Annotated in this window: 27 protein-coding genes; 21 read left to right on the top strand and 6 right to left on the bottom strand. The window is 62.6% G+C overall.

The genetic code is table 11. The features are described from left to right. Positions 1 to 11: 11 nt before the first annotated feature. Together ACFSQT_RS30560 and ACFSQT_RS30555 are read left to right on the top strand one after the other, a co-directional pair. Positions 12 to 215, top strand: coding sequence for a dodecin family protein (locus ACFSQT_RS30560; RefSeq protein WP_379025143.1), 204 nt, complete (start codon positions 12 to 14; stop codon positions 213 to 215). A gap of 84 nt (positions 216 to 299) precedes the next feature. After that, a complete protein-coding gene (locus tag ACFSQT_RS30555; RefSeq protein ID WP_379025141.1) occupies positions 300 to 665 on the top strand; it encodes a PRC-barrel domain-containing protein in 366 nt (121 codons plus the stop codon). Positions 666 to 721: 56 nt separating this feature from the next. On the opposite strand, the gene ACFSQT_RS30550 is transcribed toward ACFSQT_RS30555, so the two are convergent. Continuing rightward, complete coding sequence (locus ACFSQT_RS30550; protein ID WP_379025139.1) at positions 722 to 847, bottom strand: hypothetical protein; 126 nt, start codon at positions 845 to 847, stop codon at positions 722 to 724. Positions 848 to 1158: 311 nt separating this feature from the next. Between ACFSQT_RS30550 and eno the strand changes: the two genes are divergently transcribed. Beyond that, positions 1159 to 2433 carry a phosphopyruvate hydratase gene (gene eno, locus ACFSQT_RS30545; protein WP_379025137.1) on the top strand — a complete coding sequence of 425 codons (1275 nt, stop codon included), beginning with the start codon at positions 1159 to 1161 and terminating at the stop codon, positions 2431 to 2433. Positions 2434 to 2606: 173 nt separating this feature from the next. Here the strand turns inward: eno and ACFSQT_RS30540 are convergent, their stop codons facing one another. Next, positions 2607 to 3203, bottom strand: coding sequence for a gamma carbonic anhydrase family protein (locus ACFSQT_RS30540; RefSeq protein ID WP_379025135.1), 597 nt, complete (start codon positions 3201 to 3203; stop codon positions 2607 to 2609). After that, a complete protein-coding gene (locus ACFSQT_RS30535) occupies positions 3200 to 3718 on the bottom strand; it encodes a MarR family winged helix-turn-helix transcriptional regulator (RefSeq protein WP_379025133.1) in 519 nt (172 codons plus the stop codon). Before ACFSQT_RS30535 ends, ACFSQT_RS30540 begins: the two co-directional genes overlap by 4 nt. 220 nt (positions 3719 to 3938) lie before the next feature. On the opposite strand from ACFSQT_RS30535, the gene ACFSQT_RS30530 reads away from it, so the two are divergent. From ACFSQT_RS30530 to ACFSQT_RS30485, 10 genes are all read left to right on the top strand, one after another. Next, complete coding sequence (locus ACFSQT_RS30530; RefSeq protein WP_379025131.1) at positions 3939 to 4262, top strand: FtsB family cell division protein; 324 nt, start codon at positions 3939 to 3941, stop codon at positions 4260 to 4262. A gap of 193 nt (positions 4263 to 4455) precedes the next feature. Then, complete coding sequence (gene pdhA, locus ACFSQT_RS30525) at positions 4456 to 5493, top strand: pyruvate dehydrogenase (acetyl-transferring) E1 component subunit alpha (protein ID WP_379025129.1); 1038 nt, start codon at positions 4456 to 4458, stop codon at positions 5491 to 5493. A gap of 14 nt (positions 5494 to 5507) precedes the next feature. Then, positions 5508 to 6908, top strand: a complete 1401-nt coding sequence (locus ACFSQT_RS30520; RefSeq protein ID WP_379025127.1) for a pyruvate dehydrogenase complex E1 component subunit beta — start codon at positions 5508 to 5510, stop codon at positions 6906 to 6908. 18 nt (positions 6909 to 6926) lie between these two features. Then, complete coding sequence (locus ACFSQT_RS30515; protein WP_379025125.1) at positions 6927 to 8279, top strand: pyruvate dehydrogenase complex dihydrolipoamide acetyltransferase; 1353 nt, start codon at positions 6927 to 6929, stop codon at positions 8277 to 8279. A gap of 14 nt (positions 8280 to 8293) precedes the next feature. Continuing rightward, positions 8294 to 8707 (top strand): hypothetical protein, encoded by a 414-nt coding sequence (locus tag ACFSQT_RS30510; protein ID WP_379025123.1) that lies wholly within the window; start codon positions 8294 to 8296, stop codon positions 8705 to 8707. Next, positions 8704 to 9339: an SGNH/GDSL hydrolase family protein gene (locus tag ACFSQT_RS30505; RefSeq protein ID WP_379025121.1), complete on the top strand. Its 636-nt coding sequence runs from the start codon at positions 8704 to 8706 to the stop codon at positions 9337 to 9339. The genes ACFSQT_RS30510 and ACFSQT_RS30505 overlap by 4 nt, the downstream gene beginning before the upstream one ends. Positions 9340 to 9355: 16 nt before the next feature. Further along, entirely contained in the window at positions 9356 to 10801 is a 1446-nt protein-coding gene (gene lpdA / locus ACFSQT_RS30500) for a dihydrolipoyl dehydrogenase (protein ID WP_379025119.1), read from the top strand. A gap of 87 nt (positions 10802 to 10888) precedes the next feature. Beyond that, complete coding sequence (locus tag ACFSQT_RS30495; protein ID WP_379025117.1) at positions 10889 to 11146, top strand: GlsB/YeaQ/YmgE family stress response membrane protein; 258 nt, start codon at positions 10889 to 10891, stop codon at positions 11144 to 11146. Between the two features lie 138 nt (positions 11147 to 11284). Continuing rightward, on the top strand, positions 11285 to 12250 hold the full coding sequence (lipA, locus tag ACFSQT_RS30490) for a lipoyl synthase (protein WP_379025166.1): 966 nt from the start codon (positions 11285 to 11287) through the stop codon (positions 12248 to 12250). Between the two features lie 115 nt (positions 12251 to 12365). Then, positions 12366 to 12824, top strand: coding sequence for a type II toxin-antitoxin system RatA family toxin (locus ACFSQT_RS30485; protein ID WP_379025115.1), 459 nt, complete (start codon positions 12366 to 12368; stop codon positions 12822 to 12824). 79 nt (positions 12825 to 12903) lie between these two features. On the opposite strand, the gene ACFSQT_RS30480 is transcribed toward ACFSQT_RS30485, so the two are convergent. Together ACFSQT_RS30480 and ACFSQT_RS30475 are read right to left on the bottom strand one after the other, a co-directional pair. Continuing rightward, positions 12904 to 13392 carry a CinA family protein gene (locus ACFSQT_RS30480; protein ID WP_379025113.1) on the bottom strand — a complete coding sequence of 163 codons (489 nt, stop codon included), beginning with the start codon at positions 13390 to 13392 and terminating at the stop codon, positions 12904 to 12906. Next, the gene (locus ACFSQT_RS30475; protein ID WP_379025111.1) at positions 13389 to 14612 is read right to left on the bottom strand and encodes a bifunctional 2-C-methyl-D-erythritol 4-phosphate cytidylyltransferase/2-C-methyl-D-erythritol 2,4-cyclodiphosphate synthase; all 1224 of its coding nucleotides are present in this window, start codon (positions 14610 to 14612) and stop codon (positions 13389 to 13391) included. The genes ACFSQT_RS30480 and ACFSQT_RS30475 overlap by 4 nt, the downstream gene beginning before the upstream one ends. A 244-nt stretch (positions 14613 to 14856) precedes the next feature. Between ACFSQT_RS30475 and dusB the strand changes: the two genes are divergently transcribed. The 8 genes from dusB (at position 14857) to hflX (ending at position 25001) form a co-directional block, all read left to right on the top strand. After that, on the top strand, positions 14857 to 15885 hold the full coding sequence (gene dusB, locus ACFSQT_RS30470; protein WP_379025109.1) for a tRNA dihydrouridine synthase DusB: 1029 nt from the start codon (positions 14857 to 14859) through the stop codon (positions 15883 to 15885). Continuing rightward, positions 15882 to 17024, top strand: a complete 1143-nt coding sequence (locus tag ACFSQT_RS30465) for a two-component system sensor histidine kinase NtrB (RefSeq protein ID WP_379025107.1) — start codon at positions 15882 to 15884, stop codon at positions 17022 to 17024. Before dusB ends, ACFSQT_RS30465 begins: the two co-directional genes overlap by 4 nt. Then, positions 17021 to 18481, top strand: a complete 1461-nt coding sequence (gene ntrC / locus ACFSQT_RS30460; protein ID WP_379025105.1) for a nitrogen regulation protein NR(I) — start codon at positions 17021 to 17023, stop codon at positions 18479 to 18481. Before ACFSQT_RS30465 ends, ntrC begins: the two co-directional genes overlap by 4 nt. A 132-nt stretch (positions 18482 to 18613) precedes the next feature. Further along, positions 18614 to 20899, top strand: coding sequence for a sensor histidine kinase NtrY-like (locus tag ACFSQT_RS30455; RefSeq protein WP_379025103.1), 2286 nt, complete (start codon positions 18614 to 18616; stop codon positions 20897 to 20899). Beyond that, on the top strand, positions 20889 to 22250 hold the full coding sequence (gene ntrX / locus ACFSQT_RS30450; protein WP_379025101.1) for a nitrogen assimilation response regulator NtrX: 1362 nt from the start codon (positions 20889 to 20891) through the stop codon (positions 22248 to 22250). The genes ACFSQT_RS30455 and ntrX overlap by 11 nt, the downstream gene beginning before the upstream one ends. 104 nt (positions 22251 to 22354) lie before the next feature. After that, the gene (locus tag ACFSQT_RS30445; protein WP_379025099.1) at positions 22355 to 23218 is read left to right on the top strand and encodes a D-amino-acid transaminase; all 864 of its coding nucleotides are present in this window, start codon (positions 22355 to 22357) and stop codon (positions 23216 to 23218) included. Between the two features lie 145 nt (positions 23219 to 23363). Continuing rightward, a complete protein-coding gene (hfq, locus tag ACFSQT_RS30440; protein ID WP_006202172.1) occupies positions 23364 to 23609 on the top strand; it encodes an RNA chaperone Hfq in 246 nt (81 codons plus the stop codon). Next, positions 23610 to 25001, top strand: a complete 1392-nt coding sequence (hflX, locus tag ACFSQT_RS30435) for a GTPase HflX (RefSeq protein ID WP_379025097.1) — start codon at positions 23610 to 23612, stop codon at positions 24999 to 25001. A 6-nt stretch (positions 25002 to 25007) separates the two neighbouring features. On the opposite strand, the gene mazG is transcribed toward hflX, so the two are convergent. After that, positions 25008 to 25705: nucleoside triphosphate pyrophosphohydrolase (gene mazG, locus ACFSQT_RS30430; RefSeq protein ID WP_379025095.1), on the bottom strand; the 698-nt coding region annotated here is incomplete at its 5' end.

Genomic DNA, 25705 nt, shown 5'->3' with positions numbered 1-25705 from the left:
AGGAGGAAGCCATGTCTGTCGCCCGCGTCACCGAAATCACCTCGTCGTCGAAGAAGAGCTTTCAGGACGCTATCGAGAAGGGGATTGCGCGTGCCGCAAAGACCCTGAAGAACGTCGAAGGCGCCTGGATCCAGGACCAGAAGATCGTCATCGAGGACGGCAAGATCGCTGCCTATCGCGTCAACATGAAGGTCACCTTCATCCTCGCGGAGTGACCGGCCGCCGTCGAAAAAAGTCGGGAACTTTCGTGTCCGCCCCTCATTGTCAAAGTCCAGAGCAACGACAATGAGGAGCACATCATGACAACCCAGACAGGCCACACCGAAGCCATCGCCGCTTCGCGAGTTATCGGCACGTCCGTCTACAACACCGAAGGCAGGAGCATCGGCAGCATCGAGGACATCATGCTCGACAAAACCTCGAACGGGATCATGTTCGCGGTGATCGGTTTTGGCGGTTTTCTCGGCATCGGCGAGAAGTACCACGCCATTCCGTGGGCAAGCCTCGACTATGACGAGGACAAGGGCGGCTATGTCGTGCCGTTCTCCAAGGAACAACTGAAGGCCGCCCCTGCCTATTCGATCAACGAACTGGCCGGCGCGGACGGCGAGGCGGCGCGCGACGCGTCCTATGACTATTACAAAGTCACGCCCTACTGGCATTGACGACCCGAAACAAAATGGCCCCGCCGAGGCGGGGCCATTTTGGTTTCGATGCGCGCCTATTCGCTGATGTGAAAGGCGGGCAAGGGCGCCGCCGCCTTGGGTGGCGACTGCTGATTGTCGCACGACGTCAGAAACGCCGCCACGATCAGGAACAGACTCACGATACCGCTCAACTGGGACATGGCGAAACTCCTCCTGTTTCGCCCCGCGCACCAGCATCATAGCCGGAAGCCGGTCCACCGTACATGACTTATGATGACAGTGATTTGCGCTTCGTGAATCGTCTGATGCATGCCGCCCAAAAGTGGCCCCGGTTTTGGGAGAACGACATGCATGAAAACAAAGACCTAAAGAGCGGCACCTGGATCCGTTCAAATAAGACGCGCTCTTTAGGCTGACGCCACGGCAATAATTGCGGGCGGGCCGATTGCCTTTTGCGGCACTTTGGCTAAGACGTGCGCGACGCTTCTTCAGATCAATCGGGGACATCGCAATGACTGCCATCATCGACATTGTCGGGCGTGAAATCCTGGACAGCCGTGGAAATCCGACCGTCGAGGTCGATGTCGTTCTCGAAGACGGCTCGATGGGCCGCGCGGCGGTTCCGTCGGGTGCCTCGACCGGCGCCCACGAGGCCGTCGAACTGCGCGACGGTGGCGCCCGCTATCTCGGCAAGGGCGTGCTCAAGGCCGTCGAGGCGGTGAATGGCGAGCTGTTCGAGGCCATCGGCGGCATGGAAGCCGAAAACCAGATCCACATCGACCAGACCATGATCGAGCTCGACGGCACGCCCAACAAGAGCCGGCTCGGCGCCAATGCCATCCTCGGCGTCTCGCTGGCCGTGGCCAAGGCCGCGGCCGATGCGTCCGGCCTGCCGCTCTACCGTTACGTCGGCGGCACCAAGGCGCATGTCCTGCCGGTGCCGATGATGAACATCATCAATGGCGGGGCCCATGCCGACAACCCGATCGACTTCCAGGAGTTCATGATCCTGCCGGTTGGTGCACCGACGCTGCGCGAAGGTGTTCGCTGGGGCTCGGAGATCTTCCACACGCTGCGCAGGAAGCTGAAGGATGCCGGCCACAACACCAATGTCGGCGACGAGGGCGGCTTTGCGCCGAACCTGAAGAGCGCGCCGGTGGCGCTCGATTTCATCATGGAATCGATCGAGAAGGCCGGCTTCAAGCCAGGCGAAGAGATCGCGCTCGGCCTCGACTGCGCCGCGACCGAGTTCTTCAAGGATGGCAACTACGTTTATGAGGGCGAGAAGAAGACCCGCGATCCCAAGGCGCAGGCCAAATACCTGGCCAAGCTTGCCGCCGACTATCCGATCATCTCGATCGAGGACGGCCTTGCCGAGGACGACTGGGAAGGCTGGAAGTATCTGACCGACCTGATCGGCAAGAAGACCCAGCTGGTCGGCGACGATCTGTTCGTCACCAACACCGCGCGGCTGCGCGACGGCATTCGCATGGGCGTTGCCAATTCGATCCTGGTCAAGGTCAATCAGATCGGCTCGCTGACGGAAACGCTCGACGCCGTCGAGACCGCGCACAAGGCTGGCTACACCGCCGTCATGTCGCACCGCTCAGGCGAAACCGAGGATTCGACCATCGCCGATCTCGCCGTTGCCACCAATTGCGGACAGATCAAGACCGGCTCGCTGTCGCGCTCGGACCGCATGGCCAAGTACAACCAGCTGATCCGCATCGAGGAAGAGCTCGGCAAGCAGGCGAGCTACGCCGGCAAGTCGGTGTTGAAGGGCTGATCCGGGCCAAATTCCAGGGAATGTGTAGGGGCGGGTCATTCGCTCGCGGCCAACGCGCGTCACACGGCCTCGTGTGACGCGCTGCGCACCCTCGGTCCTGGCCCTTGAGCAAGCTTTGGGCGACATGCACTGCCGAGCTCGAACTGGAACGCTTCTGCTGTGGCGGGAAGCGCTCAAGCGCTTTCCGTGCGATGCATGCCTAGCGCCACCGAGAGGTTTGCAGTGATTTTCTGCATCATATCCGGCGAGTCTCGCTCGACACCGTAGACGAAGCCTGGGAAATCGAGCGGTTTCTGGTGAGACCAGATCGCTTCATGCTGGTCCGGGGGCAGAATCTGAGCCGGATTGCCGACGGCAATCCAGCCGATCGGTACGACCGTACCAGGTTCGAGGCGGGTACGCAGGTGAACGATGCCATTGATGCGGACTTCCGATCCGCGGCCTACGTGCGCACCATGGAACACCGCCGCACCTGTAGCGATAAAAACTTCATCGCCGATTTCCGCGCCAACCACGTGGCTGTTAGGGCCTACAAGGCAATGATTCCCCATGGTGCAAGGATGACTTGCTGTGGCCCGGATCACCGCATTTTCCAACACGATACAATCGCGGCCAATGCGAATCGAGCCGCTAGCCTCCGCCACAAGGCGGGCGCCGTGCATAATCCGGCTGCCAGCGCCAATAACGACATCGCCACATACTGTGGCATCCGGGGCGACCCAAGCATCGGTGTCGATCGCAGGCGAATGCCCTGCATAAGAAACGATCATCGCTCGCTCTCCTCTCTCTCGATCTCAGCCGCGCGGCAGCCGATCGGGCAAATCTCATGCCCGCAAAGGTCATGCTCGCAGAGGCGACACGTTGTTCTCGCGAAAGCGCGGGAAGTCGTCGCGCCGGCAAGGATCTCGTCCAGCATGGAAGCAAAGTGCCGCCGCTTGTCCGGCTGCAGCGCAGACAGCAATCCGTCGAGCGCGGCGAGCCGAAGAGCTTGCATTTCCCTTACCTGTGCGTGGCCAGTCTCCGTCAGCGACAGCGGAGTGACGCGACCCTCCGGGCTGCCACGCACTATCAGCGCCTGCCGTTCCAGGCCGTCGATCAAACGCACGGCTGTCGGTTGACTGACGCCGACGACCTCGGCGAGTTCCGTCGTCGTCAACCCCGGTTTGAAGTGCAGCATCGACAGCACCGCCGCAGCACTTGGTGAAAGCTCTCTCAACGAGGCTTCCGTCCTGTCGCGAATCATGGCGCCGAGCGCGCCGAGTTTGTTGGCGTCCAATAATTGCATAGCGTATGCATATGTAATTTCGGCAGAACGTCAACCGCTTTTCCGCATGCAAGCTGCGCGACCGCAAAGGATTGAGAAGAAAAAACCGACGGCCGGATGCAACTTGCCGGGCCAGGTCATGTCCCGCTCGCCAAATCCCACGGTCCGTAACCGTCCGTTAAGCACAATCGGGCGAAAAAGATGCGAGCCGCATGAGTTCGCGGCCGCGAGGATTTGGATCATGTGGACGCGTCAGCACAAGCAGAGAAACACCGGCCGGCTGATCATCCCCTCACTCTGCGTGGCGTTCCTCGCCTATTTCGGCTTTCACGCCTATCACGGCGAATTCGGCATCAATTCGAAATATCAGCTGGAGGCCGAGACGGTTGCACTGCAAGGTCAGCTCGACGCGATCAAGGCACGCCGGATGGAGCTCGAACGGCGCGTTCGGCTGATGCATGAAGGGTCGATCGAGAAGGACATGCTCGACGAGCAGGCGCGCAAGGCGCTCAATCTGTCCCAGGCTGATGAAATCACCATCATGTTGCCGGCCTCGGCGAAGTAACCGGTTTTCAGTTAATAGCCAATATTTTCAATGATTTTAATCGCTTAGACGCATGTGAGCTATGCAATTTCGGCATGGCGCAACGCTCTAACGCGTGTTAGCCTCCCCAAAATCGGTGGGGAGGAGCTGATCTCCCCAGGGCAGATTTCATCTGCCCTAATGTCCGCGAAGAGACGCCAACAGGGAGTGATGCATGGCTACCGCCGCCAGAAAAGCGCCTGCCAAATCCAAATCCGACGGCAAATCGGGGCTCTCGGCCCCCAAGCCTGCCGACTTCACCAAGGATGAAGAGCTTGCCGCCTACCGGCACATGCTGCTCATTCGCCGTTTCGAGGAAAAGGCCGGCCAGCTTTACGGCATGGGCTTCATCGGTGGCTTCTGCCATCTCTATATCGGCCAGGAAGCGGTCGTCACCGGCATGAAGATGGCGCTGATCGAAGGCGACCAGATGATCACCGCCTATCGCGACCACGGCCACATGCTGGCGATGGAGCTTTCGCCGCGCGGCGTCATGGCTGAGCTGACCGGACGTCGTGGTGGCCTGTCACGGGGCAAGGGCGGCTCCATGCACATGTTCTCCAAGGAGAAGCACTTTTACGGCGGCCACGGCATCGTTGGCGCGCAAGTGTCGCTCGGCACCGGCCTCGCCTTTGCCAACCGCTATCGCGACAACAACAATGTGTCGCTGACCTATTTCGGCGATGGTGCGGCCAACCAGGGCCAGGTCTATGAAAGCTTCAACATGGCCTCGCTGTGGAAGCTGCCGGTGATCTACATCATCGAGAACAACCGCTATGCCATGGGTACCTCGGTCTCGCGCTCGTCGGCGGAGACGGACTTTTCGCATCGCGGCGCCTCGTTCAAGATTCCCGGCATCCAGGTCGATGGCATGGATGTGCGCGCCGTCAAGGCAGCCGGCGATCTGGCCACCGAATGGTGTCGCGCCGGCAACGGCCCCGTGATCCTGGAAATGCAAACCTATCGCTACCGCGGCCATTCGATGTCCGACCCGGCGAAATACCGCTCCAAGGAAGAAGTGCAGAAGATGCGTTCCGAGCATGACCCGATCGAACAGGTCAAGGCACGGCTGATCGAGAAGAAGTGGGCTGGTGAAGACGAGCTCAAGACCATCGACAAGGGGGTTCGCGACGTCGTCGCCGATGCCGCCGAATTTGCCCAGCACGACGCGGAGCCGGATCCGTCCGCGCTCTGGACCGATATCGTATTGTAACGGGAGGGTAGGACATGCCGATCGAAATTCTCATGCCCGCTCTCTCGCCGACCATGGAAGAGGGCAATCTTTCCAAGTGGTTGAAGAACGAGGGCGACAAGGTCGTCGCCGGCGACGTCATCGCCGAGATCGAAACCGACAAGGCGACGATGGAAGTCGAAGCCGTTGACGAAGGCACACTTGGCAAGATCCTGATTGCCGCCGGTACCGAAGGCGTCAAGGTCAACACGCCGATCGCGGTGCTGCTGCAGGACGGCGAAAGTGCCGCTGATGTCGGCAAGTCCGAGGCTCCCGCCAAGGCGGAAGCTCCGGCCAAGCCAGAGGCTCCGGCCGCCGAGGAAAGGGTGGAGCCGGCAAAGTCCGCCGCCGCACCGGTCGCAGCCGCTCCTAAGACGGAAATCGCCGCCGATCCGGACATTCCGGCCGGGACGGAAATGGTCTCGACCACGGTGCGCGAAGCGCTGCGTGACGCAATGGCCGAGGAAATGCGCCGCGACGGTGATGTCTTCGTCATGGGCGAGGAGGTCGCCGAATACCAGGGCGCCTACAAGATCACGCAAGGGCTGCTGCAGGAATTCGGGCCGCGTCGCGTCGTCGACACGCCGATCACCGAGCATGGCTTTGCCGGCGTCGGCGTCGGTGCGGCGATGGCCGGCCTGAAGCCGATCGTCGAGTTCATGACCTTCAACTTCGCCATGCAGGCGATCGACCAGATCATCAACTCCGCCGCCAAGACGCTCTATATGTCCGGCGGCCAGATGGGCGCGCCGATCGTGTTCCGTGGACCGAATGGCGCGGCGGCTCGCGTCGCCGCCCAGCACTCGCAGTGCTATGCTGCATGGTACAGCCACATTCCGGGCCTCAAGGTCGTGATGCCCTACACCGCCGCCGACGCCAAGGGTTTGCTCAAGGCGGCGATCCGCGATCCCAATCCGATCATCTTCCTCGAGAACGAAATCCTCTACGGCCAGTCTTTCGACGTGCCGAAGCTGGATGATTTCGTGCTGCCGATCGGCAAGGCGCGCATCCACAAGACCGGCAAGGATGTCACCATCGTCTCCTTCGGCATCGGCATGACCTATGCGGTGAAGGCGGAAGCGGAATTGCGCGGCATGGGCATCGATGTCGAGATCATCGATCTCAGGACCATCCGCCCGCTCGACCTCGACACGGTGATCGCGTCGGTCAAGAAGACCAACCGTCTGATCGTCGTGGAAGAGGGATATCCGCAGAGCTCGGTCGGCGACCATATCGCCAACCAGGTCTCGCAGCGCGCCTTCGACTTCCTCGACGCTCCGGTCATCACCATTGCCGGCAAGGACGTGCCTATGCCCTACGCGGCCAACCTCGAGAAACTGGCGTTGCCAAACGTCGGCGAAGTCATCGAGGCGGTCAAAGCCGTCACGTATCGCTGAACCGGGCGGGAGGACAAAATGCCAATCAACATCACCATGCCGGCCCTGTCGCCCACGATGGAAGAGGGCAATCTGTCCAAGTGGCTGGTCAAGGAAGGCGACAAGGTTTCGCCGGGCGATGTCATCGCCGAGATCGAGACCGACAAGGCGACGATGGAAGTCGAAGCCGTCGATGAGGGCACGGTTGCCAAGCTGGTCGTCCCCGCCGGCACCGAAGGCGTCAAGGTCAATGCGCTGATCGCCGTGCTCGCCGCCGAGGGCGAGGACTCAGGCGCCGCCGCGAAAAGTGGTGATGGTGCAGCACCGGTGAAAGCCGAGGCGCCGAAAGCCGAGGCTCCGAAGGCTGAAGCACCAAAGGCTGAAGCACCGAAGGCCGAACCCAAGGCAGTGGCGGCTCCAGCCGCCAACGGCCATGCGGCTGGCGAGCGCACCTTCGCCTCGCCGCTCGCGCGCCGCATCGCCAAGGAGGCCGGCGTCGATGTTTCTGCCGTGACCGGCACCGGTCCGCATGGCCGGGTGGTGAAGGCCGACGTCGATGCGGCGATTGCCGGTGGCGGCGCCAAGCCGGCCGCCAAGGCAGCACCAGCGGCACCGGCGGCTGCCGCCGCGCCGGTGAAGGCGATGTCGGACGAACAGGTGCTGAAGCTGTTCGAACCGGGTTCCTACGAGCTCGTCCCGCATGACAATATGCGCAAGACCATCGCGCGCCGCCTGGTTGAGGCCAAGACCACCATCCCGCACTTCTACCTGACGCTCGATTGCGAACTCGATGCGCTGCTGGCCTTGCGCACGCAGATCAATGCGGCGGCGCCGATGAAGAAGACCGAAAAGGGTGACGTGCCTGCCTACAAGCTGTCGGTCAACGATATGGTCATCAAGGCGATGGCCATGGCGCTGAAGGCGGTGCCGGATGCCAACGCCTCGTGGACCGAGAGCGCCATGGTCAAGCACAAGCATGCCGATGTCGGCGTCGCCGTGTCGATCCCCGGCGGCCTTATCACGCCGATCATCCGCAAGGCGGACGAAAAGACGCTGTCCACGATCTCCAACGAGATGAAGGACCTGGCCAGCCGGGCGCGCAGCCGCAAGCTGAAGCCGGAAGAGTATCAGGGCGGCACCACGGCGGTGTCGAACCTCGGCATGTTCGGCATCAAGGACTTTGCCGCCGTCATCAACCCGCCGCATGCGACGATCCTAGCGGTCGGCGCCGGCGAGGAGCGGGCGGTGGTCAAGAATGGCGAGATCAAAATCGCCACCGTGATGTCGGTGACGCTGTCGACCGACCATCGCGCCGTCGACGGGGCGCTCGGTGCCGAACTGCTGGTCGCCTTCAAACGCTTGATCGAGAACCCGATGGGCATGCTCGTCTAGGAAAGGAAAAGGCGGTGCGGAAATTCTTCACCAGCCTTTTTGCCTTCATCCTTTCCGGATTCGCCGGCGGCGTGGTGGCACAGCAATTGGCTGTCATCACCGACGCGCAGGAAGAGTACATCTTGGTGTTCCTGCTTTCAGCGTTGGTGACGGTTGTCGTCACCCTCGTTTTTTTCGTCGCGCAGTTCATGACAGATGCGCTTGCGACCGTAAACCGAACGGGCAAGCGGTTGCTGATCGTTTTCACGGCGCTTTTTGTCGTGCTGATAGCCATCATTCTTACTGAGAAAGGGCCGGCGGAAATGAGGGGGGATATGCCTATTGTAGTCGGCCTCGGCTTGCCAAGTTTGGTGACCATTCTGGTTCACTGGCTGTTCGTGCGCTGGCGGGTGGGACGCGGTTTGATCGAGGCACAGGTGAGCGCATGAAGACGGTCCTTTGCTACGGCGATTCGCTGACCTGGGGCTACGACGCCGAGGGTGGCCGCCATGCGCTGGAAGACCGCTGGCCGAGCGTGTTGCAGGCCGGGCTCGGTGGCGGCGTCGAAGTCATCGCCGAAGGCCTCAATGGCCGCACCACGGCCTTCGACGATCATTTGGCCGGCGCGGACCGCAACGGCGCCAGGCTGCTGCCGACGATCCTGACGACGCATGCGCCGATCGACCTGATTGTCATCATGCTCGGCGCCAACGACATGAAGCCGTGGATCCACGGCAATCCGGTCGCGGCCAAGCAAGGCATCCAGCGGCTGATCGACATCGTGCGCGGCCACGACTATCCGTTCGAGTGGCCGGCGCCGCAGATCCTGGTCGTTTCGCCGCCTGCGGTCAGCCGCACCGAAAATGTCGAGTTCAAGGAAATGTTCGCCGGCGGCGACGAGGCTTCGACGCGGTTGGCGCCGCTCTATTCCGCTCTTGCCGATGAGGCCGGCTGCGGCTTCTTCGACGCCGGCAGCGTGGCGCAAACCACCCCCCTCGACGGTGTCCACCTCGATGCCGAAAACACGCGAAACATCGGCGAGGCGCTGACGCCAGTCGTGCGCGTCATGCTCGAACTCTGAATCAAGGAGAAGAACCGTGGCTGAGAACTACGACGTCATCATCATCGGCTCCGGGCCCGGCGGCTATGTCACGGCGGTGCGTTCCGCCCAGCTTGGCTTCAAGACGGCGATCGTCGAGCGCGAGCATCTCGGCGGCATCTGCCTCAACTGGGGCTGCATCCCGACCAAGGCGCTGCTGCGCTCGGCCGAGATCATGCATTATTCGGATCATCTGAAGGACTATGGCCTGAAGCTCGACGGCAAGGTCAGCGCCGACACTGCTGCCGTGGTCGACCGCTCGCGAAAAGTGTCGCTGCGGCTCAATGGCGGCGTTGCCTTCCTGATGAAGAAGAACAAGGTCGACGTGATCTGGGGCGAGGCGAAGCTCTCGAAGCCGGGTGAGATCGTCGTGTCCAAGACCGCCAAGAAGCCGATGGAGCCGCAGCCGCCGGTGCCGAAAGGCGTCAAGGGCGATGGCACATACACCGCCAAGCACATCATCCTGGCGACCGGCGCGCGGCCGCGCGCGCTGCCCGGCATCGAGCCGGATGGCAAGCTGATCTGGACCTATTTCGAGGCGATGGTGCCGAAGGAGATGCCGAAGTCGCTGCTGGTGATGGGCTCGGGCGCCATCGGCATCGAATTCGCCTCCTTCTATCGCACCATGGGTGCCGAAGTGACGGTGGTCGAATTGCTGCCCGCGGTGATGCCGGTCGAGGACGCCGAAGTCTCGAAATTCGCGCAGAAGCAGTTCGAGAAGCAAGGCATGAAGATCATCCTCGAGGCCAAGGTGACCAAGGTCGAGAAGGGTGCCAACTCGGTCACCGCGCATGTCGAGATGAAGGACGGCAAGGTCGAGAAGATCACCGCCGACCGCATGATTTCGGCCGTCGGCGTACAAGGCAACATCGAGGGCCTCGGACTTGAGACGCTTGGCGTGAAGACCGAACGCGGCTGCATCGTCGTCGACGGCTACGGCAAGACCAATGTGCCGGGCATCTACGCCATTGGCGATGTCGCCGGTCCGCCGATGCTTGCCCACAAGGCCGAGCATGAGGGTGTGGTGTGCGTCGAGAAGATAGCTGCCTTTCCCGGCGTGCATGCCATAGACAAGCTCAAGATTCCCGGCTGCACCTACTGCAATCCGCAGGTCGCCTCTGTCGGCCTGACCGAAGCGAAGGCCAAGGCCGAGGGCTGGGACATCAGGGTCGGGCGCTTCCAGTTCGCCGCCAATGGCAAGGCCATCGCGCTTGGCGAAGACCAGGGGTTCATCAAGACCATCTTCGACAAGAAGACCGGTCAGTTGCTCGGTGCGCATATGGTCGGCGCCGAAGTGACCGAACTGATCCAGGGCTTTGTCGTGGCGATGAACCTGGAGACGACCGAGGAAGAGCTGATGCACACCATTTTCCCGCATCCGACGCTCTCGGAAATGATGAAGGAAAGCGTGCTCGACGCCTATGGCCGGGCGCTCAACGCGTGATAAATTGAGCGCTGGACCCGATGCAACCCGGCGGCAAGGGTGTTCGTTTGTGGATGCGTTTTCACCCATCACGCATGGAGAGGGCATATGCACTTGAATGGCGTCGGCTGGATAGCAGCAATCATTATCGGCGGCCTGGCAGGCTGGCTCGCCGAAATGGTCATGAAGAGCAACACCGGCATCTTCATGAACATTGTTCTGGGCATCGTCGGCGCGATCGTGCTGAACGCCATCCTGCAGGCCCTCAACATCGGCGTTTTCGGCATCGGCTGGACCGCCTATCTGATCACCGGCTTTATCGGCGCCTGCCTGCTGATCTGGGTCGGACGGCTGGTGCGCCGTTAACACCGCTGAACAGCCGCTATGCGAAAAGGGCCGCCTCGGCATGCGTCGCCACGGCCTTTTTCTTTGCGCCAAAAAGTCCTAGATGACGTCATGACAGCGAACGCCGGATTGGCGGTCGCCAATCAACCAGGTTTCCAGATGGTCACTGTCCTCGATACGATCGCCAACGCACCGCGCTTGCGGCATCCCGAGAAGGCTCACAAGCCCGACCAGGATGTGCTGCGCAAGCCCGACTGGATCCGCGTCAAGGCGCCGGTCTCGAAGGGCTATGCCGAGACCCGCGAGATCGTGAAGTCGCACAAGCTGGTGACGGTCTGCGAAGAGGCCGGCTGTCCCAACATTGGCGAGTGCTGGGAGAAGAAGCACGCCACCTTCATGATCATGGGCGAGATCTGCACGCGCGCCTGCGCCTTCTGCAACGTCGCCACCGGCATTCCGACCGCACTCGATCCCGATGAGCCGGCCCGTGTCGCGCACGCGGTCAAGCAGATGGGCCTGACCCATGTCGTCATCACTTCGGTCGACCGCGACGATCTCGCCGATGGCGGGGCACAGCATTTTGCCGAGGTCATCCGCGCCATCAGGGCGGCGACGCCGTTGACGACGATCGAGATCCTGACGCCCGATTTCCTGCGCAAGGAAGGCGCGCTGGAGATCGTCGTGGCGGCCAAGCCCGACGTCTTCAACCACAATCTCGAAACCGTGCCGTCGAACTATCTGACGGTCCGGCCGGGTGCCCGCTATTTCCACTCGATCCGGCTGCTGCAGCGGGTCAAGGAACTCGACCCGTCGATCTTCACCAAGTCCGGCATCATGGTGGGTCTCGGCGAAGAGCGGAACGAGATCCTGCAATTGATGGACGACCTGCGTTCGGCCAATGTCGACTTCATGACCATCGGCCAGTATCTGCAGCCGTCGAAGAAGCACCATCCGGTGATCCGCTTCGTCACGCCGGAGGAATTCAAGTCCTTCGAGACGATCGGCCGAACCAAGGGTTTTCTGCTGGTGGCGTCGAGCCCGCTGACGCGCTCCTCGCACCACGCCGGCGACGATTTCGCCAGGCTGCGCGCGGCGCGGGAAGCGCTTCTCAAGAAATCGCTCTAATGCATGTCGCCCAAAAGTGACCTCGGTTTTTGGGAGAACGACATGCATAAAAACAAAGAATCCGGAGCGCGTCGCTTGAATCCGTTTCGACGCGACACGCTTTAGAGCCGGTTTCATGCCAAAATTCGAAGCCACTCGCCGCGTTGCCCATACGCCGCAACAGATGTTCGCGCTGGTCGCCGATATCGAGGCCTATCCGCAATTCCTGCCGCTTTGCGAAGCGCTGACGGTTCGCTCGCGCAAGGAGCGTGACGGACGCACTGTTCTCCTCGCCGACATGAGCATCGGCTACAAGGCGATCCGCGAAACCTTCACCACGCAGGTGCTGCTGAAGCCGGATGAAAACACCATCGACGTGAAGTATATCGATGGCCCGTTCAAATATCTGAGCAATGTCTGGCGTTTCGAACCCGACGGCGGCGGCTGCGTCGTGCGCTTCTTCATCGACTATGAGTTCAAAAGCCGCATCCTAGGCGCAGTGATGGGAACCATGTTCGATCGCGCCTTCCGCATGTTCGCCGAGGCTTTCGAGAAGCGCGCCGACGTCATCTACGGTGCGGCGCCGTCTGCCTGATGCATGTCGCCCAAAAGTGCGCAGCGGTTTTGGGAAACAACGACATGCATAAATGCAAAGACTTAAAGCGCGTCGCGCTTTAACGCTGGCCGAGAACTCGCAAACCCAGTTCCAGCGCATGCCTGACCGTTTCACGGCGGATGAAATCGCGACCCTTGTCGGCAAACAGCCTGTGTTCGGCGGTCACGGTGTGGCCGTCCAGGCCAACGCCGAACCAGACCAGGCCGACGGGTTTTTCCGCCGAACCGCCGCCGGGACCGGCAATGCCGGTGACCGCCAGGGTGAGCCTGGCGCGGGAACGGGCAAGCGCGCCTTTTGCCATTTCGATCGCCGTCTCGCGCGAAACCGCGCCATGCGCCTCAAGCGTGGAGGCGCAAACACCGAGCATGTCCATCTTGGCTTCGTTCGAATAGGTGATGAAGCCGCGATCGACCACTGCGGAGGAGCCGGCAATATCGGTCAGCGCGGCTATGATCATACCGCCGGTGCAGCTTTCGGCCGTCGCCAGCATGATGCCGCGCTCCTGGCAGGCTTGCAGCAGCGCATTTGCCAGATCGTTGTTGCTCATTCCGGCACCTCGCCGGGAAACACCACGCTGGCCGTCGCGATCGCCGCTATGCCTTCTTCGCGCCCGACAAAGCCGAGCTTTTCATTGGTTGTCGCCTTGATCGAGATGCGGTCCGGCGAAATCGCCAGCATCTGCGAAAGGGCCGTCGTCATCGCCTCGCGATGCGGGCCGACGCGCGGCGCCTCGCAGATCAGCGTGATATCGGCATTGGCGATGCGGCCACCACGCTCACGCACCAGCCTTGCCGCGTGTTCGACGAAGATACGCGAGGCAGCGCCTTTCCACTGCGGGTCGGACGGCGGAAAATGGGTGCCGATGTCACCGGCGCCGCAGGTCGCCAGCAGCGCATCGGTCAAGGCGTGCAGCCCAACATCGGCGTCGGAATGGCCGGACAGTTTTTTGTCATGCGGGATGGCGACGCCGCACAAAGTGACGTGGTCGCCGGGCTCGAAGGCGTGGACGTCGTAACCATTGCCGGTTCTTATGTCGGGAAAGCGCATACGTTCGCCGGAAAGCCGCTGGTCCGCCATCGCAATATCCCGTGCCCAGGTGAGTTTGACATTGTCCGGCGAGCCCGGAACGATCTTTACCGGAATATGCGCCCATTCAGCGATCGCGGCGTCGTCGGTGAAGTCCATCTTTCCCAGGTGATGGGCTTTTTCGTGCGCGGCAAGAATGGGCCAGAACGGAAATCCCTGTGGCGTTTGCGCCGCGTGAAGTCCGCTGCGGGAAACGGTTTCTCCAACCACGCCAGTGGCCAACTCGCGCTTCAGCGTGTCGGCGACGGGCAGGGCGGGCAACGCGCCCTCGCGCTCGCCGATGGCGGCGATGGTGCGGTCGATCAGGTCGGCGTCGACGAATGGACGGACGGCGTCGTGGATCAGAACCCGCCCCGGCGCGTGGCCTCTCAAGGCAAGCAGGCCGAGCCGCACCGAAGCCTGCCTGGTCGCCCCGCCCATGATGGTGGTGACCCGTTCGGCGTTGGCGCCCGCCGCCTGCCGGAACAGTTCGCGGTCGTCGGCATGAATGGCGACAACAACCTCGCTGGTCCGTGGGTGGGCCAGAAAAATCTCCAGCGTATGCGCAATGACAGCGTGGCCGCCAATGCTTTGATACTGCTTGGGTCCGTTGGCCTGCCCGGCGCGCGCGCCGCGGCCGGCGGCAACGATCACCACCGCGACCTTGCCATCCACACTCGAGTTTTCACTTGCATCAGTCATGCCGATTGGCTTAGCGCACGATCCCGAAAAGTGTAATCGGTTTTCAGAAAAGATCGTGCGCCAAATGTGAAGTTCCAAAGCGCCCTTTGCGTGTCCTGAGGGACGCGCGGCGCTTTGGTCGCGGCCAAGGCCGATGGCCAGCATTTTTCCCAATTGCGCCTCAATGTGGCGTCATTCCGCGTTGCACATTGCGGCGGTTCTGGCTAGAGAATGTGCAACGAATGAACATGCTTGGTTTTTGTGCATGCCTGATTTGACCAAATTGGCCGCACCACTCGATGTCGGCGGCGTGAGAATCCGCAATCGCGTGTTCCTCGCGCCGATGTCAGGGATCACAGACGAGCCGTTCCGGCAGCGCGCCCACGCGCATGGCGCAGGCCTTGTCGTGTCCGAAATGGTGGCCAGCGGCGAGCTTGCCAAGGGCAGGGCCGGTTGCGACCTGCGCATCCGTCATTCCGGCCTTCCCGTCCACATGGTGCAGCTTGCCGGCCGCGAGGCGGCGCATATGGCCGAAGGCGCGCGAATCGCCGCCGGCGAGGGCGCTGACATCATCGACATCAACATGGGCTGTCCGGCCAAGAAGGTCACCGGTGGCTATGCCGGCTCGGCGCTGATGCTGGATCTCGACCATGCGCTGTCGCTGATCGACGCCGTGGTCGGCGCGGTCGACGTGCCGGTCACGGTCAAGATGCGGCTGGGCTGGGACGAAGCCGCGCTCAACGCGCCGATGCTCGCGCGCCGCGCCGAGCAGGCAGGCGTCAAGATGGTGACCGTGCATGGCCGCACGCGCTGCCAGTTCTATCAGGGCAAGGCCGACTGGCCCGCCATCGCGCGCGTCAAGGAAGCCGTGTCCATCCCGGTCGTCGCCAATGGCGATGTTTCTTCGCCAGCGGAAGCGGCTGCCATTCTCGATCAATCCGGCGCCGATGCCGTGATGATCGGCCGCGCCCACTATGGGGCGCCGTGGATCGCCGGCAGCATCGCGGCGGCCGCGGCAGGCGAGACGGCGCCCAAGGTGCCGCGGGGCCTGACGGCACTGGCCGACTATGTCGTGGCCCACTATGAGGACATACTGGCGCTCTATGGCGTCGAAAGCGGGCTGCGCCAGGCACGCAAGCATCTTGGCTGGTATCTCGACCGTCATGCCGGCGGCATCGCCGACGACAGCCGAAAAGCCATTCTGACGATATTCGAGCCTGCGCGCGTCATTGCCTTGCTGCGGGACGTGTTTTCGCGCGATCCGCAACCATTGAACCTGCGGAGCGCCGCATGAACGCCGCCGCCGGCAAGGGCGCTGAAATGGCGGATGCCGCCCAGATCGTGCTTAACACCATCCGCCGCCCGGTGATCATGATCAGCGAGCAAGGGTTCATCACCTTCGCCAACGCCGACGCGGAAGACTTCTTTCGCTCGAGCGCGACAATGCTGGCGCGCAACACACTGTCCAAGTTGATCCCCTTCGGCAGCCCGCTGCTGACGCTCGTCGATCAGGTGCGTGAGCGCCTGGCTCCGGTCAACGAGTATCGGGTCGACGTGTCGTCGCCGCGCCTCGGCATCGAGAAGGTCGTCGATCTCTACGTCGCGCCGGTGTCGGAATTTCCTGGCTCCGTCGTGGTGATGTTCCAGGAACGGTCGATGGCCGACAAGATCGACCGGCAGATGACGCACCGTGGCGCCGCGCGCTCGGTGACCGGTCTGGCGGCGATGCTTGCCCATGAGATCAAGAACCCGCTCTCCGGCATCCGGGGTGCCGCCCAGCTGCTCGAACTGTCGGCTTCCGACGAGGACCGCGCGCTGACGCGGCTGATCACCGACGAGACCGACCGCATCGTATCGCTGGTCGACCGCATGGAGGTGTTTTCCGACGAGCGGCCGATCGATCGCTACCCCGTCAACATCCATGTCGTGCTCGACCATGTAAAGGCGATCGCCAAGAACGGTTTTGCCAAGAGAATCAAGATAATGGAGGATTATGATCCTTCATTGCCTGCGGTATTTGCCAACCGCGACCAGCTCATCCAGGTGTTCCTCAACCTGGTCAAGAACGCCGCCGAGGCGATCGGCAGCGACCCCCAGGGTGAGATCGTGCTGTCGACGGCCTTCCGGCCGGGTATCCGCGTTTCCGTTCCGGGCACACAGGATCGCGTGTCGCTGCCGCTGGAGTTCTGTGTGCGCGACAACGGCTCCGGTGTCTCGGAAGATATCCTGCCGATCCTGTTCGACCCGTTCATCACCACCAAGCCGAACGGCTCGGGGCTGGGGCTGGCGCTGGTCGCCAAGATCGTCGGCGAGCATGGCGGCATCATCGAATGCGAATCGACGCCGCGCGGGACCATATTCCGCATCCTGATGCCGGCCTGGAAAGAAGCGCCATACGGCGCCGATGAAGACGGTGAAGGAGACCGCAAATGACCGTTCGCGGCAATATTCTCGTCGCCGACGACGATGCGGCGATCCGCACCGTCCTCAACCAGGCGCTTTCGCGCGTCGGTCACGAGGTGCGGGTCACCTCCAACGCTTCAACTCTGTGGCGCTGGGTGGCAGCGGGCGAGGGCGATCTGGTCATCACCGACGTGGTGATGCCGGACGAGAACGCCTTCGACATGCTGCCGCGCATCAAGAAGGCGCGGCCGGAGCTGCCGGTCATCGTCATGAGCGCCCAGAACACCTTCATGACCGCGATCCGCGCATCCGAAACCGGCGCCTATGAATATCTGCCGAAGCCATTCGACCTGACCGAACTCCTCAACATCGTCAACCGGGCGCTTTCCGAGCCGCGGCGACCGAAGATCGATGCGCGGCCGGAAGAGCAGCCCGACGCGATGCCGCTTGTCGGCCGGTCCGCCGCCATGCAGGACATCTACCGCATGCTGGCGCGCATGATGCAGACCGACCTGACGGTGATGATCTCGGGCGAATCCGGCACCGGCAAGGAACTGGTGGCGCGCGCGCTGCATGAATATGGCCGCCGTCGTGGCGGCCCGTTCGTTGCCATCAACATGGCGGCGATCCCGCGCGACCTGATCGAATCGGAACTGTTCGGCCACGAGAAGGGCGCCTTCACCGGCGCGCAGAACCGATCCACTGGTCGCTTCGAGCAGGCCGAGGGCGGCACGCTGTTCCTCGACGAGATCGGCGACATGCCGATGGAGGCGCAGACGCGTCTGCTGCGCGTCCTGCAGCAGGGCGAGTACACGACCGTCGGCGGACGCACGCCGATCAAGACCGATGTGCGCATCGTCGCCGCCACCAACAAGGATCTGCGCACGCTCATCAACCAGGGGCTTTTCCGCGAGGATCTTTTCTATCGCCTCAACGTCGTGCCGCTCAGGCTGCCGGCTCTGCGCGAACGCTCCGAGGACGTGCCGGACCTCGTCCGGCACTTCTTCAAGCTCGGCGAGATGGAAGGTCTGCAGACCAAGCGCATCTCATCCGGCGGCATCGAATTGATGAAGCGCTACCCGTGGCCGGGCAATGTGCGCGAACTGGAAAACCTGGTCCGCAGGCTCGCCGCGCTCTATTCGCAGGACGAGATTTCGGCCGAGATCATCGAGGCGGAGCTCAAGACCGGCGAGCGCCCGGTGGTGCCGGGCGGCGGCAATCTCATTCCCGACGACCTGTCCATCGGCCAGGCGGTCGAGCATTTCCTGCAGCGCTATTTCGCCTCGTTTGCCGGCGACTTGCCGCCTGCCGGGCTCTACCAGCGCATCCTGTCCGAGGTCGAATATCCGCTGGTCCTGGCCTCGATGACGGCAACCCGCGGCAACCAGATCAAGGCTGCGGAATTGCTGGGCTTGAACCGCAACACGCTGCGCAAGAAGATTCGCGAACTCGGCGTCAACGTCTACAAATCATCTCGACAGGGCTGAGCCCTGATCCGAGCCCGGGCCTCTTTTCAGGGGATCGGCGGCTGAAAGATTTCCGTCTCGGTCACACTTGTTGCATAATCGCCACAATGCGTTGCATACATCCGACGCAATCATGGCTCTCTAGACGGCGACATGGCTCCGCAGGCACCGACACCCAACCAACCGCTTTTCAGCGAACCTGGCGCGCGCGACGGGCGCCGGCTGCTTGCGCTGCCGGGCGTGGTCGCGGTTGTCGGCGCGCTGGTGACGGCGGCGATCTCGTTCACCATCCTTGTCGGCGCCACCCCGATCACGCCGAACGAGTCCACGACGCTGGCGCTGATTGCCCTCAACGCCGTATTCGTCCTGTTCCTCATCGCGCTGGTCGGACGCGAAGTGCACCGCATCCTGATGGCGCGCCGGCATGGCAAGGCGGCCTCGCGGCTGCATGTGCGCATCGTCGCCATGTTCGCACTGGTTGCCGCAATTCCCGCCATTATGGTGGCGATCATCGCGTCGATCACGCTCGACATCGGCCTCGATCGCTGGTTCGAGATCCGCACCAAGACGATCGTCAATTCGTCGCTGTCGATCGCCGATGCCTATGTCCAGGAAAACGCCCGCAACCTCCAGGGCACGACGCTGTCGATGGCCTATGATCTCGACGCATCAAGGACACTCTACGGCCTTGATCGGACTGGCTTTCTCGACCTGATGAACAAGGAAGCCGTAGGTCGGTCGCTGGCCCACGCGGCGCTGATCAAGCCCGACGGCTCGTTCGTCATGAGCGCCAAGACCGAAACCGATTTTGCCATGCCCGAGCCGCCGGAAGGCGCCGTGGCCAGTGCTGCCGACGGCAAGCCGGTGCTGATCGAGCCGAAAACGCGCAACATCATGGGCGCCATCGTTAAGTTGCGCGAGATCGAAGGCCTCTATCTCTACACCATTCGCCTCGTCGATCCCGAAGTGATCAAGGCGCGGCAGATCGTCAGGTCCAACACCGACGAATATCGTGGTCTGGAAGACAACCGCCGCACCTCGCAGGTGGCCTTCGCGCTGCCCTATCTGTCGCTGACGCTGATCATCATCCTGTCCGCGATATGGACCGGCATCGCCGTCGCCGATCGCCTGGTGCGGCCCATCCGCCAGCTCATCGGCGCCGCCGACGAGGTGGCGACCGGCAATCTCGACGTCGCGGTTCCCGTCAGGCCATCGGACGGCGATGTCGCCTCGCTGGGCGACACCTTCAACAAGATGCTTCTGGAACTGAAATCGCAGCGCAACGAAATCCTGTCCGCCAAGGATCTGATCGACGAACGGCGCCGCTTCTCCGAGGCGGTGCTGGCCGGCGTCACAGCCGGCGTCATCGGCGTCGATCCCTACGGCATCGTCACCATCGTCAACCGCTCGGCCGAAGCGATGCTGGCCATATCCGCCAGCGCGGCACTTGGACAGAACCTCTCCGCCGTGCTGCCGCATGTCGGCCGCGTCTTCGAGATTGGCCGCAAGTCCGGCAAACCCGTCTATCGCGAGCAGGTGACTTTCTATCGTGCCGGTGCCGAGCGGACCTTCAACGTGCAGATCACCATCGAAGCCGGCGACGACGGCTCCGAGGGAAAATCCTATGTCGTGACGGTCGACGATATCACCGATCTGGTTCAGGCGCAGCGCTCCTCCGCCTGGGCCGACGTGGCCCGGCGCATCGCGCACGAGATCAAGAACCCGCTGACCCCGATCCAGCTGTCGGCCGAGCGCATCAAGCGTCGTTACGGCAAGGTCATCACCGAGGATCGCGAGGTTTTCGATCAGTGCACCGACACCATCATCCGCCAGGTCGAGGATATCGGCCGCATGGTCGACGAATTCTCGGCGTTCGCCCGCATGCCGAAGCCCGAGATGAAGGCCATCGACCTGCGCGAATCGCTGCGCGAGGCCTCGTTCCTGGTCGAGGTCAGCCGCTCTGACATCACGTTCGAGCGGGTGTTCGGCAACGAACCGCTCAAGGGCACGTTCGACAGCCGGCTGATGGCGCAGGCTTTCGGTAATGTGATCAAGAACGCCGCCGAAGCGATCGACGGGCTGGAACAGAAGGGCGGTTCGCACGGCATAATCCGGATTCAAGCCGGGCGCCAGAATGGCGCGATTCGCATCGACGTCATCGACAACGGCAAAGGCCTGCCGCGCGAGAATCGCCAACGGCTGCTCGAGCCCTATATGACAACGCGCGAGAAGGGCACCGGGCTCGGTCTCGCCATCGTCAAGAAGATCGTGGAGGACCATGGTGGCAGGCTGGAACTTCATGATGCGCCTGCGGATTTCCACGACGGGCGGGGTGCGATGATCAGCATCATCCTGCCGCCTGCCGCCGCCGCGTCCCCGCGCGGCGAAAGCAGAACGGAAAACGAACGAGAAACTGAAAAGGTCGGTAATGGCGTCTGATATTCTCATCGTCGATGACGAGGAAGACATTCGTGAACTCGTCGCGGGCATCCTGAGCGACGAAGGTCACGAAACCCGCACGGCGTTCGATGCCGACAGCGCGCTGGCGGCGATCGCCGACCGGGCGCCGCGGCTGATTTTCCTCGACATCTGGCTGCAGGGCTCGCGTCTGGACGGGCTGGCTTTGCTGGATGAAATCAAGACGATGCACCCGACCTTGCCGGTGGTGATGATCTCCGGCCACGGCAATATTGAAACGGCGGTCTCCGCCATCCGTCGCGGCGCCTATGACTTCATCGAAAAACCGTTCAAGGCCGACAGGCTGATCCTCATCGCCGAGCGCGCGCTCGAGACCTCGAAATTGCGGCGCGAGGTTTCCGACCTCAAGCTGCGCAGCGGCGAGACCTTCGATCTGATCGGCATGTCGTCGGCGATGAGCCAGTTGCGCCAGACCATCGAGCGCGTCGCCCCGACCAACAGCCGCGTCATGATCATCGGCCCTTCCGGCTCGGGCAAGGAACTGGCCGCGCGCGCCATCCACACGCTGTCGACGCGCAAGAGCGGGCCGTTCGTGACGCTGAGCGCCGCCAACATCACGCCCGAGCGCATGGAGATCGAGCTGTTCGGCACCGAATCGAACGGCGTCGAGCGCAAGGTCGGCGCGCTCGAGGAAGCCCATCGCGGCATCCTCTACATCGACGAAGTGGCAGACATGCCGCGCGAGACGCAGAACAAGATCCTGCGTGTGCTGGTCGAACAGCAGTTCGAGCGGGTAGGCGGCACCAAGCGGGTCAAGGTCGATGTCCGCATCATTTCCTCGACCTCGCAGAACCTGGAAGCGATGATCGCCGACGGCCGTTTCCGCGAGGATCTTTACCATCGCCTGGCGGTGGTTCCGGTCATGGTGCCGGGGCTGGCCGAGCGGCGCGAGGATATTCCCTATCTCGTCGACAATTTCATGAAGCAGATCGCCCGCCAGGCCGGCATCAAGCCGCGCCGCATCGGCGATGACGCGCTGGCCGTGCTGCAGGCGCACAACTGGCCGGGCAACGTCCGCCAGCTGCGCAACAATGTCGAGCGCCTGATGATCCTGGCGCGCGGCGACGACGTCGATGCACCGATCACCGCGGACCTGTTGCCGTCCGAGATCGGCGATGTCATGCCGCGCACGCCCAATCAATCCGACCAGCACATCATGGCGCTGCCGCTGCGCGAGGCACGTGAACAGTTCGAGAAGGACTATCTGATCGCCCAGATCAACCGCTTTGGCGGCAACATCTCGAAAACCGCCGAGTTCATCGGCATGGAGCGCTCCGCCTTGCACCGCAAGCTGAAGTCGCTGGGCGTCTGACAAGTCAAACGTCCAGTCAGCCGCGCGTGGGCCAAGCATTTGCCGGTTACGGCAGCGGCGGAATCGCATAAGAAAGCCCGAGAGTTATCCAGGGGTCGCCGCCAATGCCGCGCATTGCCTATGTCAACGGGCGCTACGTCACTCACGCTGGCGCTGCCGTGCACATCGAGGACCGCGGCTATCAGTTCGCCGATGGTGTCTATGAGGTCTGCGAGGTGGCGCGTGGCTTCATCGTCGATATGCCGCGCCATCTTGCCCGGCTGAACCGCTCGCTGACAGAATTGTCGATCGCCTGGCCGGTCACCCCAGGTGTGTTGCCGCTCATCCTGCGCGAGGTGGTCAACCGGAATCATGTCGCCAATGGCCTGGTCTATCTCCAGGTGACGCGCGGCGTCGCCAGCCGCGATTTTGTCTTCCCATCGGCGGACACCAAGCCATCCCTGGTGGTGACCGCCAGGAAGGCCGATCCTGCCGCAGGAGCAAAGCGAGCCGAGACCGGCATTGCGGTCATCACCGTGCCGGAGAATCGCTGGGACCGGGTCGACATCAAGAGCGTTGGACTGCTGCCCAATGTATTGGCCAAGCAGAAGGCCAAGGAAGCGGGTGCGCAGGAGGCATGGTTCGTCGATGGCGACGGCATCGTTAAGGAAGGCGGCTCGTCCAACGCCTGGATCGTCACCAGGGATGGCGTTCTGGTCACCAGGCCGGCCGAGCATGGCATCCTTCGCGGCATCACCCGCACGACCATGTTCGAGGTGGCGGCCAGACTAGGCCTGAAGATCGAGGAACGCGGTTTTTCCGTCACCGAGGCCAAGGCGGCACGCGAGGCCTTCATCAGTTCCGCAACGACAATTGCCATGCCGGTCGTGGTCATCGACGGCGATCCGATTGCCAATGGACACCCCGGCTCAGTAACACTTTCGTTGCGGCAAGCCTTTTTTGACGTTGCGGAAAAAAGTCCAGCCTGATAACCGCACAGGTGGAATGAACATCAATATATCTCGTTCTGCTTGTCGTTACTGACGACAAGAGGGTGTTTGCGCGCTTGACATGTGCCCGTTAATTTGGCGCATTGGCTTGCAAACCGAAGGGGATCGGCGAAAGACAAGAACAATGGCGGAACGATCGCAAAACCTTCAGGACCTGTTCCTGAATTCAGTTCGCAAGAGCAAGAACCCGCTCACCATCTTCCTCATCAACGGCGTGAAGCTGACCGGCGTGGTCACTTCGTTCGACAATTTCTGTGTCCTGCTGCGCCGCGACGGTCATTCCCAGCTCGTCTACAAGCACGCCATTTCCACGATCATGCCGAGCCAGCCGGTTCAGATGTTCGATGGCGAGGAAAGCCAGGGCGCCTGATTGGCACGTGAGAAAGACGCGGACGCACCGGTTCGCGGAAAACCAGCGCATCATCCCGGGACGGAAGCCAAGGGCCCGACCCGGGCCGTTGTCATCGTGCCGGTGCTCACCCGCCAGCCGCGCGGCGACGACGACAACAACCGTCCGCGGCTGACACGCTCAGCCGACGCCCGTCACGACGAGGCCGTCGGCCTTGCCCGCGCCATCAACCTTGATCTGATCCACACGGCGGTGGTGACCGTCAACGATCCGCGCCCCGCGACCTTGCTCGGCAGCGGCAAGGTCGCCGAGTTCGCCGAAATCGTCAAAGAGGGCCACGCTGAAGTGGTCATAGTCGACCATCCGCTGACGCCGGTGCAGCAGCGCAATCTCGAAAAGGAACTGAATGCCAAGGTGCTGGACCGCACCGGGCTGATCCTCGAGATCTTTGGCGAGCGCGCCCGCACCAAGGAAGGCACGCTGCAGGTCGAACTCGCTCACCTCAACTACCAGAAGGGCCGGCTCGTGCGCAGCTGGACCCACCTCGAGCGCCAGCGTGGTGGCGCCGGCTTCCTCGGCGGTCCCGGTGAAACGCAGATCGAATCGGACCGGCGCGTCCTTCAGGACAAGATCATCAAGCTGAAGCATGAGCTGGAGACCGTGCGCCGCACCCGCGATCTGCACCGCGCCAAGCGCAAGAAGGTGCCGTTTCCGGTGGTGGCTATCGTCGGCTACACCAATGCCGGCAAGTCGACCTTGTTCAACAGGCTGACCGGGGCCGGCGTGCTTGCGCAGGACATGCTGTTCGCCACGCTCGACCCGACGCTGCGGCGCGTGCGCCTGCCGCATGGCACGCCGGTCATCCTTTCGGATACGGTCGGCTTCATCTCGGACCTGCCGACGCATCTGATCGCCGCTTTCCGCGCCACCCTGGAAGAAGTGGTCGAGGCCGACCTCGTCATCCACCTGCGCGACATTTCCGATCCCGACACTGCCGCGCAGGCCGAGGATGTCGAGCGCATCCTGGCCGACCTCGGCGTCGATGCCGGCGACGCCAAGCGGGTCATCGAAGTGTGGAACAAGATTGACCGGCTCGACGAAGGCAACAGGAACCGACTGCTCGCCGATGGCGCCGATGCCAGCAAGGCGCCGCCGGTCGCGGTGTCGGCGGTGACCGGCGAGGGCATCGATGCGCTGAAGGCGATCATCGAGACGCGGATGGCGGGCGAGCTCGACGACCTGACGGTGACGGTCGAGCCGGCGCAGTTCGGCCTTGTCGACTGGCTTTACCGCAATGGCGATGTCGTTTCGCGAACCGACAATGACGACGGCAGCGCCACCATCTCGCTCAAGGCGACCCAAATCGCCCGCGAAGAGATCGAAAGCAGATTGCGCGCCAAAACCAAAGGGTAACGTCGCTTACTTCGCGGTTTTTGCTTCCTGCCAGAGCGCTTCCATCTCGGCCAGATCAGCCTTTTCCAGCGTGTTGCCGGACTTTTCCAGAGCCTGCTCGACATAGTGGAAGCGTGAGCGGAATTTCTCGTTGGTGCCGCTGAGCGCGGCTTCCGAATCGAGCTTGAGGTGACGCCCGAGATTGACGACGGCAAACAGCATGTCGCCGAATTCGTCCTTGATCGACGCCGTGTCGCCTTTCGCCAATGCCTCGCGCAACTCGCCGATCTCTTCTTCGATCTTGTCGAGGATGGGCGCTGCCTCGCTCCAGTCGAAACCGACACGGGCGGCCTTCTCCTGAAGTTTCAGCGCCCGCGTCAGCGCGGGCAGGGCGACCGGCACGCTGTCCAGAAACCCCTTGCCATTGTCCTCGGGGTCGAGACCGCGGGCGAGGCGGGCGCTTCGTTTCTCCGCCTTTTCCACGGCCTTGATCTTTTCCCACATGCCCTTGGCCATGCCGGCGCCGCGAGCCGTCTCGTCGCCGAAGACATGCGGGTGGCGGCGGATCATCTTCGTCGTGATCGCCTGAACCACATCCGGGAAAGCGAACTCGCCAGCCTCTTCGGCCATTTGCGCGTGGTAGACGACCTGCAGCAGGAGGTCGCCGAGTTCGTCGCGCAGATCGTCGAGGTCACCGCGTGCGATGGCATCGGCCACCTCATAGG

It is taken from the genome of Mesorhizobium calcicola (assembly GCF_042682105.1).
Classification (GTDB): domain Bacteria; phylum Pseudomonadota; class Alphaproteobacteria; order Rhizobiales; family Rhizobiaceae; genus Mesorhizobium; species Mesorhizobium calcicola.
Note: the sequence above shows the minus strand (reverse complement) of the source record. Positions and strands in the feature narration are given on the sequence as shown.